This window comes from Cupriavidus sp. FW305-F7 (genome assembly GCF_058782875.1).
Genome location: NZ_JBYSYC010000088.1, coordinates 1 through 14,221, shown reverse-complemented (window position 1 = coordinate 14,221; position 14,221 = coordinate 1). Strand labels below are relative to the sequence as shown.

General features: G+C 63.1%; 13 protein-coding genes. 4 read left to right on the top strand and 9 right to left on the bottom strand.

What is annotated here, in order from left to right:
* The coding region (locus tag AC3WL8_RS38870; protein WP_492380166.1) for a TauD/TfdA dioxygenase family protein at positions 1 to 231 on the top strand (231 nt) is incomplete at its 5' end.
* Positions 232 to 391: 160 nt separating this feature from the next.
* Here the strand turns inward: AC3WL8_RS38870 and AC3WL8_RS38865 are convergent.
* The 9 genes from AC3WL8_RS38865 to cyoA form a co-directional block, all read right to left on the bottom strand.
* Positions 392 to 1,387 (bottom strand): Bug family tripartite tricarboxylate transporter substrate binding protein, encoded by a 996-nt coding sequence (locus AC3WL8_RS38865; protein WP_153953962.1) that lies wholly within the window; start codon positions 1,385 to 1,387, stop codon positions 392 to 394.
* A 260-nt stretch (positions 1,388 to 1,647) separates the two neighbouring features.
* The gene (locus tag AC3WL8_RS38860) at positions 1,648 to 2,709 is read right to left on the bottom strand and encodes a beta-keto acid cleavage family enzyme (protein ID WP_010809758.1); all 1,062 of its coding nucleotides are present in this window, start codon (positions 2,707 to 2,709) and stop codon (positions 1,648 to 1,650) included.
* 71 nt (positions 2,710 to 2,780) lie between these two features.
* On the bottom strand, positions 2,781 to 3,761 hold the full coding sequence (locus AC3WL8_RS38855) for a quinone oxidoreductase family protein (protein WP_153953964.1): 981 nt from the start codon (positions 3,759 to 3,761) through the stop codon (positions 2,781 to 2,783).
* Between the two features lie 220 nt (positions 3,762 to 3,981).
* Positions 3,982 to 4,974, bottom strand: a complete 993-nt coding sequence (locus AC3WL8_RS38850; protein WP_492380165.1) for a Bug family tripartite tricarboxylate transporter substrate binding protein — start codon at positions 4,972 to 4,974, stop codon at positions 3,982 to 3,984.
* 173 nt (positions 4,975 to 5,147) lie between these two features.
* Positions 5,148 to 6,134: a hypothetical protein gene (locus tag AC3WL8_RS38845; RefSeq protein ID WP_211981158.1), complete on the bottom strand. Its 987-nt coding sequence runs from the start codon at positions 6,132 to 6,134 to the stop codon at positions 5,148 to 5,150.
* 59 nt (positions 6,135 to 6,193) lie between these two features.
* Complete coding sequence (gene cyoD / locus AC3WL8_RS38840) at positions 6,194 to 6,619, bottom strand: cytochrome o ubiquinol oxidase subunit IV (RefSeq protein WP_013952667.1); 426 nt, start codon at positions 6,617 to 6,619, stop codon at positions 6,194 to 6,196.
* Positions 6,616 to 7,272 carry a cytochrome o ubiquinol oxidase subunit III gene (cyoC, locus tag AC3WL8_RS38835; protein WP_013952666.1) on the bottom strand — a complete coding sequence of 219 codons (657 nt, stop codon included), beginning with the start codon at positions 7,270 to 7,272 and terminating at the stop codon, positions 6,616 to 6,618. Before cyoC ends, cyoD begins: the two co-directional genes overlap by 4 nt.
* Positions 7,265 to 9,268, bottom strand: a complete 2,004-nt coding sequence (gene cyoB / locus AC3WL8_RS38830) for a cytochrome o ubiquinol oxidase subunit I (protein ID WP_211981157.1) — start codon at positions 9,266 to 9,268, stop codon at positions 7,265 to 7,267. The genes cyoC and cyoB overlap by 8 nt, the downstream gene beginning before the upstream one ends.
* A gap of 81 nt (positions 9,269 to 9,349) precedes the next feature.
* Positions 9,350 to 10,387: a ubiquinol oxidase subunit II gene (gene cyoA, locus AC3WL8_RS38825; RefSeq protein WP_153953966.1), complete on the bottom strand. Its 1,038-nt coding sequence runs from the start codon at positions 10,385 to 10,387 to the stop codon at positions 9,350 to 9,352.
* Positions 10,388 to 10,564: 177 nt separating this feature from the next.
* On the opposite strand from cyoA, the gene AC3WL8_RS38820 reads away from it, so the two are divergent.
* From AC3WL8_RS38820 to AC3WL8_RS38810, 3 genes are all read left to right on the top strand, one after another.
* Complete coding sequence (locus AC3WL8_RS38820) at positions 10,565 to 11,884, top strand: MFS transporter (protein ID WP_013952663.1); 1,320 nt, start codon at positions 10,565 to 10,567, stop codon at positions 11,882 to 11,884.
* A 113-nt stretch (positions 11,885 to 11,997) separates the two neighbouring features.
* A complete protein-coding gene (locus AC3WL8_RS38815; RefSeq protein WP_211981156.1) occupies positions 11,998 to 12,906 on the top strand; it encodes a DMT family transporter in 909 nt (302 codons plus the stop codon).
* 349 nt (positions 12,907 to 13,255) lie between these two features.
* Positions 13,256 to 13,816 (top strand): cysteine peptidase family C39 domain-containing protein, encoded by a 561-nt coding sequence (locus tag AC3WL8_RS38810; protein WP_492380164.1) that lies wholly within the window; start codon positions 13,256 to 13,258, stop codon positions 13,814 to 13,816.
* Positions 13,817 to 14,221 lie beyond the last annotated feature (405 nt).

Sequence of the window (14,221 nt, the reverse complement as noted above, 5' to 3'; positions counted from 1 at the left end):
GTGCCCGACAACGTGCGCTTCGGCATCGACAAGGCGCCGGGTGCCGCCAATTTGCTGAACTACCTGGTCAGCCAGGCTACCATCCCCGAATACCAGGTGCGTTTCCGCTGGAAGAAAAACAGCGTTGCGTTCTGGGACAACCGTTCAACCCAGCACTACGCAGTGATGGATTACCCCCCGTGCCACCGGAAGATGGAGCGCACCGCCATCATCGGTGACGCGACTTACTGAAAGATCGACGTGATCGGTCGGGCATCTGAACCCCGCTTTTGGCTATGGCGAGTGGCCGCAGGCCGAAGCGTTCATGCGCAAACGCTCGTGATCGGGCTTCACTAGGGGCCTGCCGCACCGGTAGTCACCCAGCCAGTTGCGCGGCCAGGTGACTGCCGTATTACTCTGGCTGGTAGTTTATGGACTTCAGCAGCGCGGCCTGTTGCTGGTATGCCTGCTTCAGGTCCGCCATCATCTCTTCCGAGGTGACGGCATTCCCCTGCTCCATGCCCATATCCTTGACGCGGTTCTGCACCCCGGGTTGCTTGAAGTACGCCAGCGTCGCCTCGCGGATTTTTTGCTGGACTGCCGGAGCGACATCCGGGCGCGACCACACGGCGAACCAGCCTGCCTGCGCCAGCTGCGGGTAGCCGAGCTCCTTGAACGTAGGCACATCCGCCAATGCGGAAATTCGGCTTGGATAGGCCACCGCAATCGCTTTGATCTTTCCCGCCTTGATCAGCGGCAATGAGGTAGTCACCCCATCGAACATCAGCGGCACGTGGCCGCCCATCAGGTCGTTCAACGCCGGAGGCGAGCCCTTGTAGCCAACATGCCGCATTGGCACGTGGGTGAGTTGCCCGAGCAGTATGCCCGAGGTGTGGCCCCTCAATCCCGCAGCGTAAGACGCGAAAACCAGGCCGTCCTTTTGCGATTTGCCGTAGTCCACCAACTGCTTCAGGTTGGATACAGGCACATCCTTGTTGGCAACCAGCACCAACCCCGTCCGGCTGACCTGGGCCAGGGGCTTCAGGTCGGCAAAGGGCTTGTAATGGACCTTGTAGGCCAACGGCGCTTCGCTCACGACGCCGCCCTGGATGACCAGAAGGGTATGACCATCCTTGCCGGTGGCCTGCAAATCGCTGATCGCCAGCGCGCCGGCGGCACCAGGCTTGTTTTCTACGATAACCGGCTTGCTCCATGCCTTCTGCAGGCCTTCCGCCAGCAGCCGCGCCAAGGCGTCGGCGCTGCCGCCGGCAGGCCCTCCAACCACCAGGCGGATCGGCTTGCTTGGCCAATCCTCCTGGGCCTGAGCCACGGGCATCCCGCCGACGACACCAACTCCGATCGCCAAGGCGTATCCGCGCCACCATAAGTTATTGGTCCGCTTCCTCATGTCTGTACCTCTTGATTGCCGTCATTTCTCCATTCTCGGATCGCCCCGCGTCAACCGGCTTGACCGATCACGACAAGTTGTTGTCGTTTCGCGCAAACAGAGGGAAAACCCTGCTCGCAGCATCGGCCACACGGCGATCGAGGTCTTGAGGGTCCACGGCAGCAAGGCGAAAGAACGGGACCCATACCGTCGCGGGTCCCGCCTTCGGCAATCACATGGTGGGTCGAGGATGCCCGGCCATCAGTTCCCCCCAGGGCTCTTTACATGCATTCGGCCTTGCGCAGGAAGCCCTGGTGGCCACCGTTACGATTGGGTGCGAAGCCATTCTTCTGAAGCGTCTCTTCCACCGTGTCGTAGAAGACCCCAAGCTGCAAGATCTCCCGGGTCTGCTGCGCCGTCGCGATGGGGCGACCAAATTCGCCGGCGATACGCACCAGCTGCTTGATCTGTTCGACGGTGCTCATCTTTCCCGTGCGGGTCTGGTTCCAGAGTACGTCCTCGATGCCGCACCGCACATGCAGGCCCAAGGCCATGCCGATCATGTTGATGGGAAGCACATTCAGCACCGAACTCTCCACCGTTACCACGGCTCCGTCCGGCACAGCTCGCAGAATATTTGCCAGGTTGTAGATGTTCGCCTGATCCATGCCGCCGCTGATAGCCACCCAGTTCATCACCAGCGGGCCCTTGTAGACGCCGCGGCGAATCATCCGCTCAATCGTTTCAAAGCTGTTGATGTTGTAGCACTGAAACTCACTCTGAATTCCGGCGGCGGTCAGACGTCGAACGTGCTCCTCGAACCAGCTGGGATTCGAGGGCACGACCATGTCCTTGTAGGTATCGTAGAGGTGCGCGAACCCTCGCGACAGTCCCTTGAAATCATCCACACCAGCATGCTCCGTCACATTCATCTGCGAGGTGTTGACGGTCACCGTCACCTGGTCGGGCTTCGGATCGAGTTCGGCCAGCATATGCCGCGTGTCATCGCTAAGCCATTTGGCGCCTTGGCCCTCTTCAGGCGCGAAGCTGATAGAGCCTCCCACCTGGATGACCATCTCGGGACAGGCCTTGCGCACGCCGGCGATCAGCTCATTGAACTTGGACAGGCGCTTGCTGCCCTTGCCGTCCTCTTCGCGCACGTGCAGATGCAGCACTCTCGCACCGGCTTCGTAGCAATCCACCGCCTTCTGGATCTGATCCGCCATGGTGACAGGGATATCTTCCGGGAAGTCTGACGGGATCCAGCCCGGCGCATAGGGAGCGGCGGTGATGATCAGAGGCTGCTGGTTCTCGGGATACAGGTGGCCGTCAAGGAAGTTCATGTTGATGGATCTCCGGGTTGAGATGTGAATCTTGAGAATGTCGAATTGGATGAGAGAGCTGCGTCGTGCTGTCAAATCACGAAAATCGACGAGCCGGTGGTCTTTCGAGACTCCAGGTCCCGGTGTGCCTGCACTGCATCCTCCAGGGCATAGCGCTGATTTATCCCGATGCGGATGCGGCCAGCCGCCACGTGGCCGAACAGCTCACCTACCAGTTCCGCCTTCTCGGCAGGATCGGCGATATAGTCGGCCAGGCCCGGGCGCGTCAGGAATGCCGAGCCTTTGCGGGCCAGAATTGCCGGATCGAACCCGGTGACCGGGCCGGAGGCGAAACCCACGCACACCAGCAAGCCGCGGCGCTTGAGGGAGTCCAGCGAGGACATGAAGGTGTCCTTGCCCACGCTGTCGAAGACCACGTTCACGCCCACGCCGTCCGTCAGTTCCCGCACGCGCTTGGCCACGTCCTCATGGCTGTAGTTGATGGTGTGGTCACAGCCGTGGGCGCGCGCCACTTCGGCCTTGGCATCGGTGGAAACCGTGCCGATCACCGTCAGCCCCAGCAATTTGGCCCACTGCGAAACAATCAGGCCAACACCACCTGCCGCGGCATGCAGCAGGATGGAGTCGCCCGCCTTGAAGGGGTAGATCCGGCGCATCAGGTAGGCCGCTGACAAGCCCCGCATCGTCATGGCCGCCGCGACTTCGCAACTGATTGCCTCCGGCAGCTTGATCAGCGGATCGGCAGAGATCAGCCGGTCCGTGCTGTAGGCGCCCAGCGTGTTGGTAAATCCCGTATAGGTCACACGGTCCCCGACCGCCAGATGGCTAACGCCGGCACCGACGGCCTCGATCACGCCAGCAGCCTCGTTGCCGATGCCGCTGGGCAGCGGAACCTTGTAAGTGCCGCTGCGGAAATAGGTATCGGCAAAGTTCAGGCCTGCCGCCACGTGGCGGACGCGGACCTCCCCCGGTCCGGGCTCACCAACGCTGCCGTCTTCAAAACGAAGGACGTCGGGTCCGCCTGTTTCATAAAACTTAACGAGTTTTGCCATGTCGTCTCCTGTGCTCTATCGAATATGACCGTTCACCTGCGGATCGCCGCTTGAATTCGCCAAAGGACAGACCGATTTGGTGACGCAGTGGATCGGTTGATGTCTGAGTGTCTTTCGCGACGATTGAATCATCTGGCAAGGCGCAACGTTCCGCTTTACCTTGCACGCCTTGAACTTTCCTTCTTGTGACAAGGATCCGCTGGCGCAGGTGCGCCAGCTCCTATTCGTCGACCTTGATCCCTGCGTCGTTGGCGATCTTCGTCCAGACTTGCAGATCGTTCCGGACGATCTCGCCCAACTGCGCGGAGGTCTTTACCGGAGGTGGCTCGAAGTTCAGTCTCTTCATCAGCGCCGCGATCTCCGGCAATGCCTGCACCTTGTTGGCCTCATCTGCCAGCCGCTTCACGATCGCCGGACTGGTTCCGGCCGGCGCGAACATGCCGAACCATCCCACCGTATTGAACTTATAGCCCTGTTCACTCATCGTCTTGACGTTGGCAAGCTGTGGCGAGCGCACGTTGCCGACAATGGCAATGCCACGCACCTTCCCCGAACGCAGGAACGGAACCGCCACGCTGGGATCGGTCCAGCCGATCTTCAGCACCCCCGAGGAAAGCTCAGTGAGCAGTTGACTGGATGTCCGATATGCGACGTGCTCGGTCTTCATGCCGGTCTGCTTCTTCAGCCATTCCATCGTCAAGTGCGCGGACGAGCCGGTGGCCCAGCTGCCATAGCTGTACTTGTCCGGATTCGCCTTCACCAGCTCGATGAGTCCTGGCAAGTCGTGCACCGGCAGATCCGGGCTAACCAGCAGCAACACCCCACCCGCGGCTGTCTGCGCGATCGGCACGAGGCTCTTCCTTGCCTCCTGGGAAACGGACTTCATGACGGCCGGCGCAACCACCATGTTGGATGCCGTTGTGTAGAGAATCGTGTAGCCGTCCGGCGCCGCCTTGAGGACGGCATTGGTCCCGATCACCCCGCTGCCGCCCGGCCGGTTCTCCACGACCACAGCCTGCTTCAGTGATTCGGAAAGGCGTTGCGCCATGGCCCGCGCCAGCGCGTCGGTTCCCGACCCGGGAGACGACGGAACGATCATTTGAATCGGGCGCGCGGGCCAGGCTTCCTGTGCCTGCACGGGCCCCGGTGCGCCCAGGGCAATGATTGCCCCGGCGCACAATGTGATGGCGAGCAGCTCTTTCAGTGATGACATCGTCGTCCCCATGTTCTTTCGACAATTTCCCAGCCTGAAAACTGATGCCAGCCCGCACCACCGTGCGGCAAGCGATTTCTAACGGCTCAGGCTATCGAGCGCCCAATCATAGCAGTCGTAATTTTTATTGTCGACATGAATATATTGGCTTGTCGTAAGGTGCCGGAATCGACTCAGTCCGGGCTCTTTCCCATTGGCGTCGTGCCCTCCGTCGGAGGCGCTTCGAAGGCGTCGAACATCAAATCGGGGGCACTGGTGTTGTGACGCGACCGGACCGTACGGCCGAATCTCACCGCGGTCGCCTGCATTGAAGTGACGGCCATCACTGGCTTCCTGATGGCCTCACCAGCCGGCCCGGTGGTCCAGGAGACTTCGCTCGCGTCTGCATTGTCGTCGGCAACATACATGGAACGCAGCATCGCAAACGGACGTTTGGCGTCATGGGCCGGAAGGAACCGGACATCGAGCGCCGTACGGATGTCGCTGATTTCAGTGATCGTGACCGTTGCCTGGCCTCCTTCCGTGAAATGCAGCCTGAAGGCCAAGGGTTGCGGCTCGATTTCTATCCGCACGATGTTGACCACCGGGCGCCCTTCCTGCTCTACCGGCCCCAGCAAGAACGAAGAGCCATATGCATTGACACCCAGATTGCGGGCCGGCAACGGTTTCGCCCGCCAGTAGCCATCGGCGGGATAGAGCACCAGGACCTCGGTACGCGTCCGGCCGGATTTCCGGAACACCTGGATCAGGTGAAAGCCGGCATCGGCCCTGCCCGCTACCGTGACCGGGACCCGATGTGGCCGCCAGAAGCTGGCGAACGTGATGCCGACAATGGCAATGTTCCTGTCGTCATGAAGGATGACCGTGCGCGGCACGAAGACATGGCGCGGATCAGTCGGGTGAGGCGTCTTGCCGAAGTTGCACCCGGAGAAATCCGGCGCGGAGCTGTCAATGCGGATGGCGTTGACGTAGGGGGGATGCAATGCCTGGATCCGGAACCTGGCAACCGCGGCGGCGGACAGAGCGAACGAGACATTGTCTTCTTCCGCACAAGGGCCTGGCGTGCTGAAGTTCTCGACCTCCACGGCCAGCCGCTGCGCGCAAGCCGGCACGGAAAGCAGCGCCAGGCACAGGGTCGCGACCAGGCGCGTTGCGCGCATGCCAGGCCCCGTGAACGGGAACGAGGCGGAAATCCATTCCCGCCGCTGCGGGCCCGTGCCTACTTGGTCCTGGGCGGCACGATCGCCGTGCCGGCGTCTGTCGTGCGCTCATGCTGCATGGTCGGCATCATGTTGCTGTTCAGGTGGAACATCACCCATAGCGAACCCGTCAGCGTGATCACCACCAGCACCAGCGTGAACATCAGCGAGAGCATGTTCCAGCCGCCCTCCGACCTGGCGTTCATGTGCAGGAAGTAGATCATGTGCACCACGATCTGCACGGCGCCGATCAGCAGGATGACGATGGCGGTGGTGGACGACTTGTCGAACACCTTTCCCATCACCAGCCAGAACGGGATGGCGGTCAGGAAGACGGACAGCACGAAGCCCGTCAGATAGCCGCCCAGCGTGGCGTGCGGCCCCACTTCCTCGTCATGTCCATGGCTGTGTCCGTGGCTGTCCAGCGTTTCGTCGTGCGCGCTCATGGCAACGCTCCCATCAGGTAGACGAAGGTAAAGACGCCGATCCAGACGACGTCGAGAAAGTGCCAGAACATCGACAGGCACATCAGCCTGCGCTTGTTGGCCGTAATCAGCCCGTGCTGCGCCACCTGGGTCATCAGCACGATCAGCCAGATGATGCCGCACGTCACGTGCAGCCCGTGGGTGCCGACGAGCGCGAAGAACGAGGTCAGGAACGCACTGCGCTGCGGCCCTGCACCCTCATGGACCAGGTGCGCGAACTCATAAAGCTCGACCGCCAGGAACCCCGCGCCGAAGACCCCCGTGATGGCCAGCCAGATCTGGGTGCCGGCGATGCGGTTCTGCTGCATCTGCAGCATGGCAAAGCCGTAGGTGATCGACGACAGCAGCAGGAACGAGGTGTTCAGCGCCACCAGCGGCAGCTCGAACAGCTCTACCCCGCTCGGTCCCCCCGCATACTCCCGGCCCAGCACGCCATACGCGGCGAACAGGCACGCGAATATCAGGCAGTCGCTCATCAGGTAAAGCCAGAACCCGAGCAGCGTCCCGTTCTGCGGGTGATGGTCTTCGGGCAGGTAGAACTGGTAGCCGCCCGGCGGCGCCGTGTCCGCGGCGGCGGTGCCACTCACATGGTTGGGAAAGGTCGTGTCAGCCATGGCCTGCCATCCGTTGTGTGCGCGCCGCCTCGGTCTGGATCACCAGATCGGCCGGGAGGTAATAGTCGCGCTTGTAGTTGAACGTATGGATGATCGCGCCGATGATCGTCGCCGCGAACGCTGCCGCCGCGAGCCACCAGATGTGCCAGATCAACGCGAAGCCGCAGAGCGTGGAGAACCCCGCGAGCACGATGCCGGCCGCGGTGTTCTTCGGCATGTGGATCGGAATAAAGCCCTGCTGCGGCCGCGCATAGCCATTCTGCTTCATGTGCCACCAGGCGTCGGTGTCGTGCACTACCGGCGTAAAGGCAAAGTTGTACTGCGGCGGCGGGGATGAGGTCGACCATTCGAGCGTGCGGCCGTTCCACGGATCACCGGTCAGGTCGCGAAGCTCCTCACGGTGGATGAAGCTGACTACCAGCTGGACCAGGAAGCAGGTGATGCCGATGGCGATCAGCAAGGCGCCGAACGCAGCCAGTTGGAACCAGACCTGGTACGTTGCATCCTCGAAATGGCTCATGCGCCGGGTCACCCCATGCAGCCCGAGCCAGTACAGCGGCATGAACGCAAAGTAGAAGCCGACCAGCCAGAACCAGAACGATGCCTTGCCCCAGGACGAGACCAGGCGATAGCCAAATGCCTTCGGGAACCAGTAGGTAATGCCTGCCATCAGGCCGAACAGCACGCCGCCGATGATCACGTTGTGGAAATGCGCGATCAGGAACAGGCTGTTGTGCAAGGAGAAGTCAGCGGGCGGCACCGCCAGCAGCACGCCGGTCATGCCGCCGATCACGAACGTGACCATGAAGCCGATGGTCCAGAGCATCGGGGGCTCGAAGCGGATCTTGCCGTGGTACATCGTGAACAGCCAGTTGAAGATCTTGGCACCTGTCGGGATCGAGATGATCATGGTGGTGATGCCAAAGAACGAATTGACGCTGGCACCCGATCCCATCGTGAAGAAATGGTGCAGCCAGACCAGGTACGACAGCACGGTGATCACCACCGTGGCGTAGACCATCGACGCATACCCGAACAGGCGCTTGCGGCAGAACGTGGCAACCACTTCCGAGAACACCCCGAACACGGGAAGCACAAGGATGTACACCTCCGGATGGCCCCATATCCAGATCAGGTTCACGTACATCATGGCGCTGCCGCCCTGCTCGGTGGTGAAGAAGTTGGTGCCGGCGTAGCGGTCCAGGGCAAGCAGCGCCAGCGCCGCGGTCAGCACCGGGAACGCGGCGATGATCAGCACGTTGGTGCACAGCGCGGTCCAGGTGAAGATCGGCATGCGCATCAGCGTCATGCCGGGCGCTCGCATCTTGACGATGGTCACCAGCAGGTTGATCCCGGATAGCAAGGTCCCTACCCCGGCCACCTGCAGCGCCCAGATGTAGTAGTCGACGCCGACGTCAGGGCTGTGGATGATGCCGGACAACGGCGGATAGGCCAGCCAGCCGGTGCGCGCGAACTCGCCCACGAACAGCGACATCATGACCAGGATGGCACCGCCCGTGGTCATCCAGAAGCTGAAGTTGTTCAGGAACGGGAAGGCCACGTCGCGGGCGCCGATCTGCAGCGGCATGACGAAGTTCATCAACCCCGTGACCAGCGGCATGGCCACGAAGAAGATCATGATCACGCCGTGCGCGGTAAAGATCTGGTCGTAGTGGTGCGGCGGCAGGTAGCCAAGGTTGTCGCCGAACGCGACGGCCTGCTGGATGCGCATCATGACCGCATCGGCAAAGCCCCGTAGCAGCATCACGATGCCCAGGATCACATACATGATGCCGATCTTCTTGTGGTCGATGCTGGTGAACCATTCCCGCCACAGGTAGCCCCAGAGGCGGTAGTAGGTAAGCGCTGCGACCAATGCGCCCCCGCCGAGCACCACCACGAGGAAGGTGCCGAGCAGGATGGGTTCATGCAGCGGGACGGCCTCCCATGAAAGACGGCCGAAGATCAAATTGGCGAGTTCCGAGCGCTCGGGCATGTTTGTCACCTGGGGCCTGAATTAACCAACCATGGCCGATGGGGCTGGCCAGTACCGCAAGGGAAGATCCGGATCCGCGCCTTACTGCAGCAGCACCCGGCCGTCATTGCGCGCGAACACCGGTGCTGTGGCCGGGGTGTTGCGCGCCGTGCAGACCGCGCCGGACGGGTCGAATTTTCCGCGGCTGCGGTCAAGCGCCATGGTGTCTGCCACGCACGGCCCGCCGCCCACGCAACGGTTCAGGATCAGGTCGTAGAGGCCTGGCGCCACGCTGGCATAGCGTTGCACCGCTTCACGCTCGCTGGGCTGCGCGAGCTTGAGGTAGGTGTCCGTGGACAGCCCCTGGCCCGATGACTTGACCTGCTGGATCCAGCGCTCGAAGTCCTCGCTCGACAGCCCGTGGAACTTGAAACGCATGTGCGAGAAGCCCGCGCCGCTGTAGTTGGCGGAGAAGCCTTCATACACGCCGGACTTGTTGATCACGGCATGCAGCTTGGTTTCCATGCCGGGCATGGCGTAGACCATGCCGGCCAGCGACGGGACGAAGAATGCGTTCATCACCGAGGTGGCGGTGATGCGGAAAGCGATGGGCCGGTCGACCGGTGCAGCCAGCTCGTTGACGGTGGCGATGCCCTGCTCGGGATACAGGAACAGCCACTTCCAGTCCATCGCCACCACCTCCACCGTCAGCGGCTTCACGTCCGCCGGCACCGGCCTGCCTGGTTCGACCCGCGTCAGCGGGCGGTAGGGATCGAGCTGGTGGGTGCTAACCCAGGTCACGGCGCCCAGCGCGATGATGATCAGCAGCGGCGCGGCCCAGATCGCCAGTTCAAGCACCGTGGAGTGGTCCCAGTCGGGGTTGTAGGGCGCGTCGGTTGCGCTTTCCCGATAGCGCCACGCAAACAGCAGCGTGAGGATGATCACCGGAACGATGATCAGCAACATCAGGCAGGTGGCGATGATGATCAGGTCGCGCTGGCGCACGGCCATGTCTCCTGATGGCGCAAGCAGCACTGCATTACAGCCGGCCAGGCACGCCAGCATGACTGCGGCGGCACACCGAAGCAGTAATCTTCCCTGCACACGTCTTAGCGGCACTACAGCGTCGAAGCGGCCCATAGTCTCGGATGTGGCGTCTGAGGAATATCGGCAAACTGCCGGTGAACCCACCTTTCGTTTTTCTATGGCAGTTTAGGCGCTATTCTTGTCAGTGCGAGACTTAAGAGCCAATTTCATCCGAATGGGGTCGGCTCCACGTGCAGTATCGAAGCACTCCTGCCAGAAGGAGACTTGACGATGGCCAGCCTCACCCACCAGCATCGCGCATCGCCGACTGCACCTCCGGCGCCCGGCCACCACCAGGTGGCACCCGCCGAGATCGCCACCGGGGTGGTGATCGGACGCGCCTCGGAGTACTTCGACTTCTTCGTGTACGGCATCGCCTCCGTGCTCGTCTTCCCGGCGGTCTACTTTCCGTTCGCGGGCGAGCTGGCCGGGCTGCTCTACAGTTTCACGATCTTCTCGTTTGCGTTCATCGGGCGCCCGTTCGGCACTGCGCTGTTCATGCGCATCCAGCGGCGTTGGGGCCGGGGCATCAAGCTGACGGCGTCACTGTTCCTGCTCGGTACGGCCACGGTGGGGATTGCGTTCCTGCCGTCGTACGCGTCGATCGGTGCCGCGTCGATCTACCTGCTGGCGCTGTTCCGCTTCCTGCAGGGGATTGCGTTCGGCGGGTCGTGGGACGGGCTGCCGTCGCTGCTGGCGCTCAACACGCCGGAGAACAAGCGCGGCTGGTATGCAATGGTGGGCCAACTCGGCGCGCCCACCGGCTTTATCATCGCCAGTTCGCTGTACCTGTTCCTGCATGCCAGCCTGACCCCGCCTGAATTCATCGAATGGGGCTGGCGCTATCCGTTCTATGTGGCCTTCGCCATCAACGTCGTGGCGCTGTTTGCACGGCTGCGCCTGGTGGTGACCCATGAATACACGCAGCTGCTCGAAGAAGACGAGCTGGAGCCGATCAGCACCTTGCAGATGGTGAACGCGCAAGGCTTCAACATCTTCCTGGGGGCCTTTGCTGCGCTGGCCAGCTATGCGCTGTTCCACCTTGTCACGGTGTTCCCGCTCTCCTGGGTGATCCTGCACCGCACACAGGACATCTCTGACGTGCTGGCCGTGCAGATCGTGGGCGGCTTCATCGCGTTCATCGGCACGCTGCTATCCGGCTGGATCGCGGACCGCATCGGCCGGCGCACCACGCTGGCGGCCATGGCCGTGCTGATCGGCATCTTCAGCCTGGCAACGCCGTGGCTGCTCGGTGGCGGCGCCACCGGCCAGGACACCTTCATCCTGGTCGGATTCGGCCTGCTGGGCCTGTCGTACGGGCAGGCTGCGGGCGTGGTGACGTCAAACTTCGAACGCCGTTTCCGCTACACCGGGGCCGCCCTGACCACGGACTTCGGCTGGCTGTTCGGCGCCGCCTTTGCGCCGCTGGTGGCGCTGGGCTTGTCATCGCTGTTCGGCCTGGCGGCGGTCAGCCTCTACCTGCTGTCTGGCGTGATCGGCACCCTGGGAGCGTTGCGCATCAGCCGCGCGCTCGGGACACCTGACCAATGACTGCGGTCATGGCCTGCGCAAGGCCATGACACATTCCCCCCTGGATCTTGGCGCCAGGCGCCCCGGCGCCGTGCATGGCGGATAATGCGCTTTTTTACAAGCGCCCCATCCCCATGCACGCAAGCAGCAACACCACTGGACGCATCGACTGGACAACGCTGTTCCTGCTTACCTTCCCGCCCCTGAGCTGGGCCGGCAATGCCATCGTCGGCCGCCTGGCCGCCGGCACGGTGCCACCCATCACGCTGAACTCTGTGCGCTGGGTGCTGGCCGGGCTGCTGCTGGCACCCTTTGCCTGGCGCGGCGTGATCGAGCACCGCGCGGCACTGCGCCGGCACGCCGGCGTAATCACCACCCTGGGCGTGCTTTCGATCGCCAGCTATAACGCCCTGCAGTACCTGGCGCTGACTACATCGACACCGATCAACGTGACGCTGATCGGCGCATCCACGCCGCTGTTTCTGATCGTGATCGGCGCGATCTGTTTTGGCGAACGGGTGAAGCCATGGCATGTCGCCGGAGCGCTGCTGTGCATGGTCGGCGTGACCTTCGTCCTGGTACGCGGCGAGCTGGGCCGGCTCGCCCAGCTGGACCTGGTCGCCGGCGACCTGTTCATGCTGGCCGCCACCATTGCCTGGAGCGGCTATACCTGGCTGCTGCGCAAGCAGCGCCCCGCCGTGCCCCTGCCCGTGCTGCTGTTCGCGCAGATCGTCACCGGCGTACTGGCAAGCGCGCCCGTGACAGCATGGGAGCTGATGACGCTGGACCAGCCCCTGCAATGGAACGGCAAGGTCGCGGCCATCCTGCTCTATGTAGCAACCATTCCTTCGCTGCTCGCCTACTTTGCCTGGGACCGCGCCATCGCCCGCGCGGGCGCTCAGTTGCCGGTGTTCTTTATCACCCTGACACCGGTGTTCGCCGCCCTGCTGTCGACACTGCTGCTGGGCGACTGGCCCCGCTGGTACCACGCAGTGGGGCTGGCCGCGATCGCGGCGGGGATCTGGCTGGCGCAGCGGCGTTGAGGGGGCCGGCCGGTTCGCGCCAGGGAACAGGCATGCCCCGGGTGTTTCAATCCTGAATCAGTCTTGCCGCGGCTGCACTAGCCTGTTTGCATGATGGGCTCGCGCTCCCTGGTGCACTACCCTCGCAGTAGAGCTCACACCACTGAAGCCGGGGGGAATCATGGGTGAACGGAATTCGCGCGGGCGACATGCGCAGGCTGACCTTGCACTATGCGAGGCGCCAGCAGAAGACATCGAAGCTGAATCAGCGCCACCACGGCGCACCCAGCAACCCAGGACCACGCCCGCGGTGCATCCCGGCACTTCCGACCTGTCTTTCGTGACTGGCCGCCGGGAGCCTCCTGCCGCAATGAGCCGGCTCACGGGTGCGGACGATCCGATGTTGGGCTGCCTGCTGTTGCTGAACCGGGCCTTGCAACGGACGGTGCCTTCAGCGGTCCTGCTGGAAGGGCTGCCGCTGGACGGGCAGGCCCTGACGTTGCCGCTGCTCTGCGCCGCGGCGGCGCGCGCCGGCTTGTCAAGCCGGCTGGCGGAACGCGAGCTCGACGATATCCCGGATACCTCGATACCGGCCATCCTGTTGCTGGACAAGAACAGGCCGTGCGTACTGCTGCAGCGCTGCGAGCACGGCCGGTTTCTCGTCGCCCTGCCAGGTTGGGGCGGTGGGGTGCAGGAAGTCAGCCGCGAGGAACTGCTGGCCCAGTACAGCGGGCACGCCGTCTTCGCGCAGCCCGCGCTGCAAGCGGACGTGGCAGCGGCTACGGAGCCGGCACAGCCGTGCCCGTTGCCCGTCGACGCGATGCGGCCATCATGGCGGCGCCGTTGGGAGCGGCTACTTGCCGCGACGCTCAGGGTACTATGCCTGCGGGGCAGGCTGCCGGCTGACGACGTGGCCCGCGCTGGTGGCTAGCGCGGCGCTGATGAAACATCAGCATGTCGGCGATGCCGACGTGTTGTCCGAACTGCTCCGCCAGATCCCCACCGATAGGTCATGTTGAGCGGAAACCGCACGTCGTAGCGGTGGCCCACGTCATCGATCAGGCCGGCCGGGGCCCTCCCCGATCCGCACTGTCCCGGTATGCAACAGGTCAAGCTGAACGGGCTGCACGCAGTCGTTCAACATGCCAGGCACCACGGAAAAAATGAAAGGAGGCAGGACAATTTGCCCTGCCTCCGCTCAGGCGCGCGTCTGCCTCCCCCGAGACAGACGCGCGCCCCATCCAACCGGCTTACTTGACGCAGGCGAGGTTGACGGCGAGGCCTCCCCAATCGGTGGCCTGGTTGTTGTCGACCTGTACCTGCAGCTTGTCGTTGT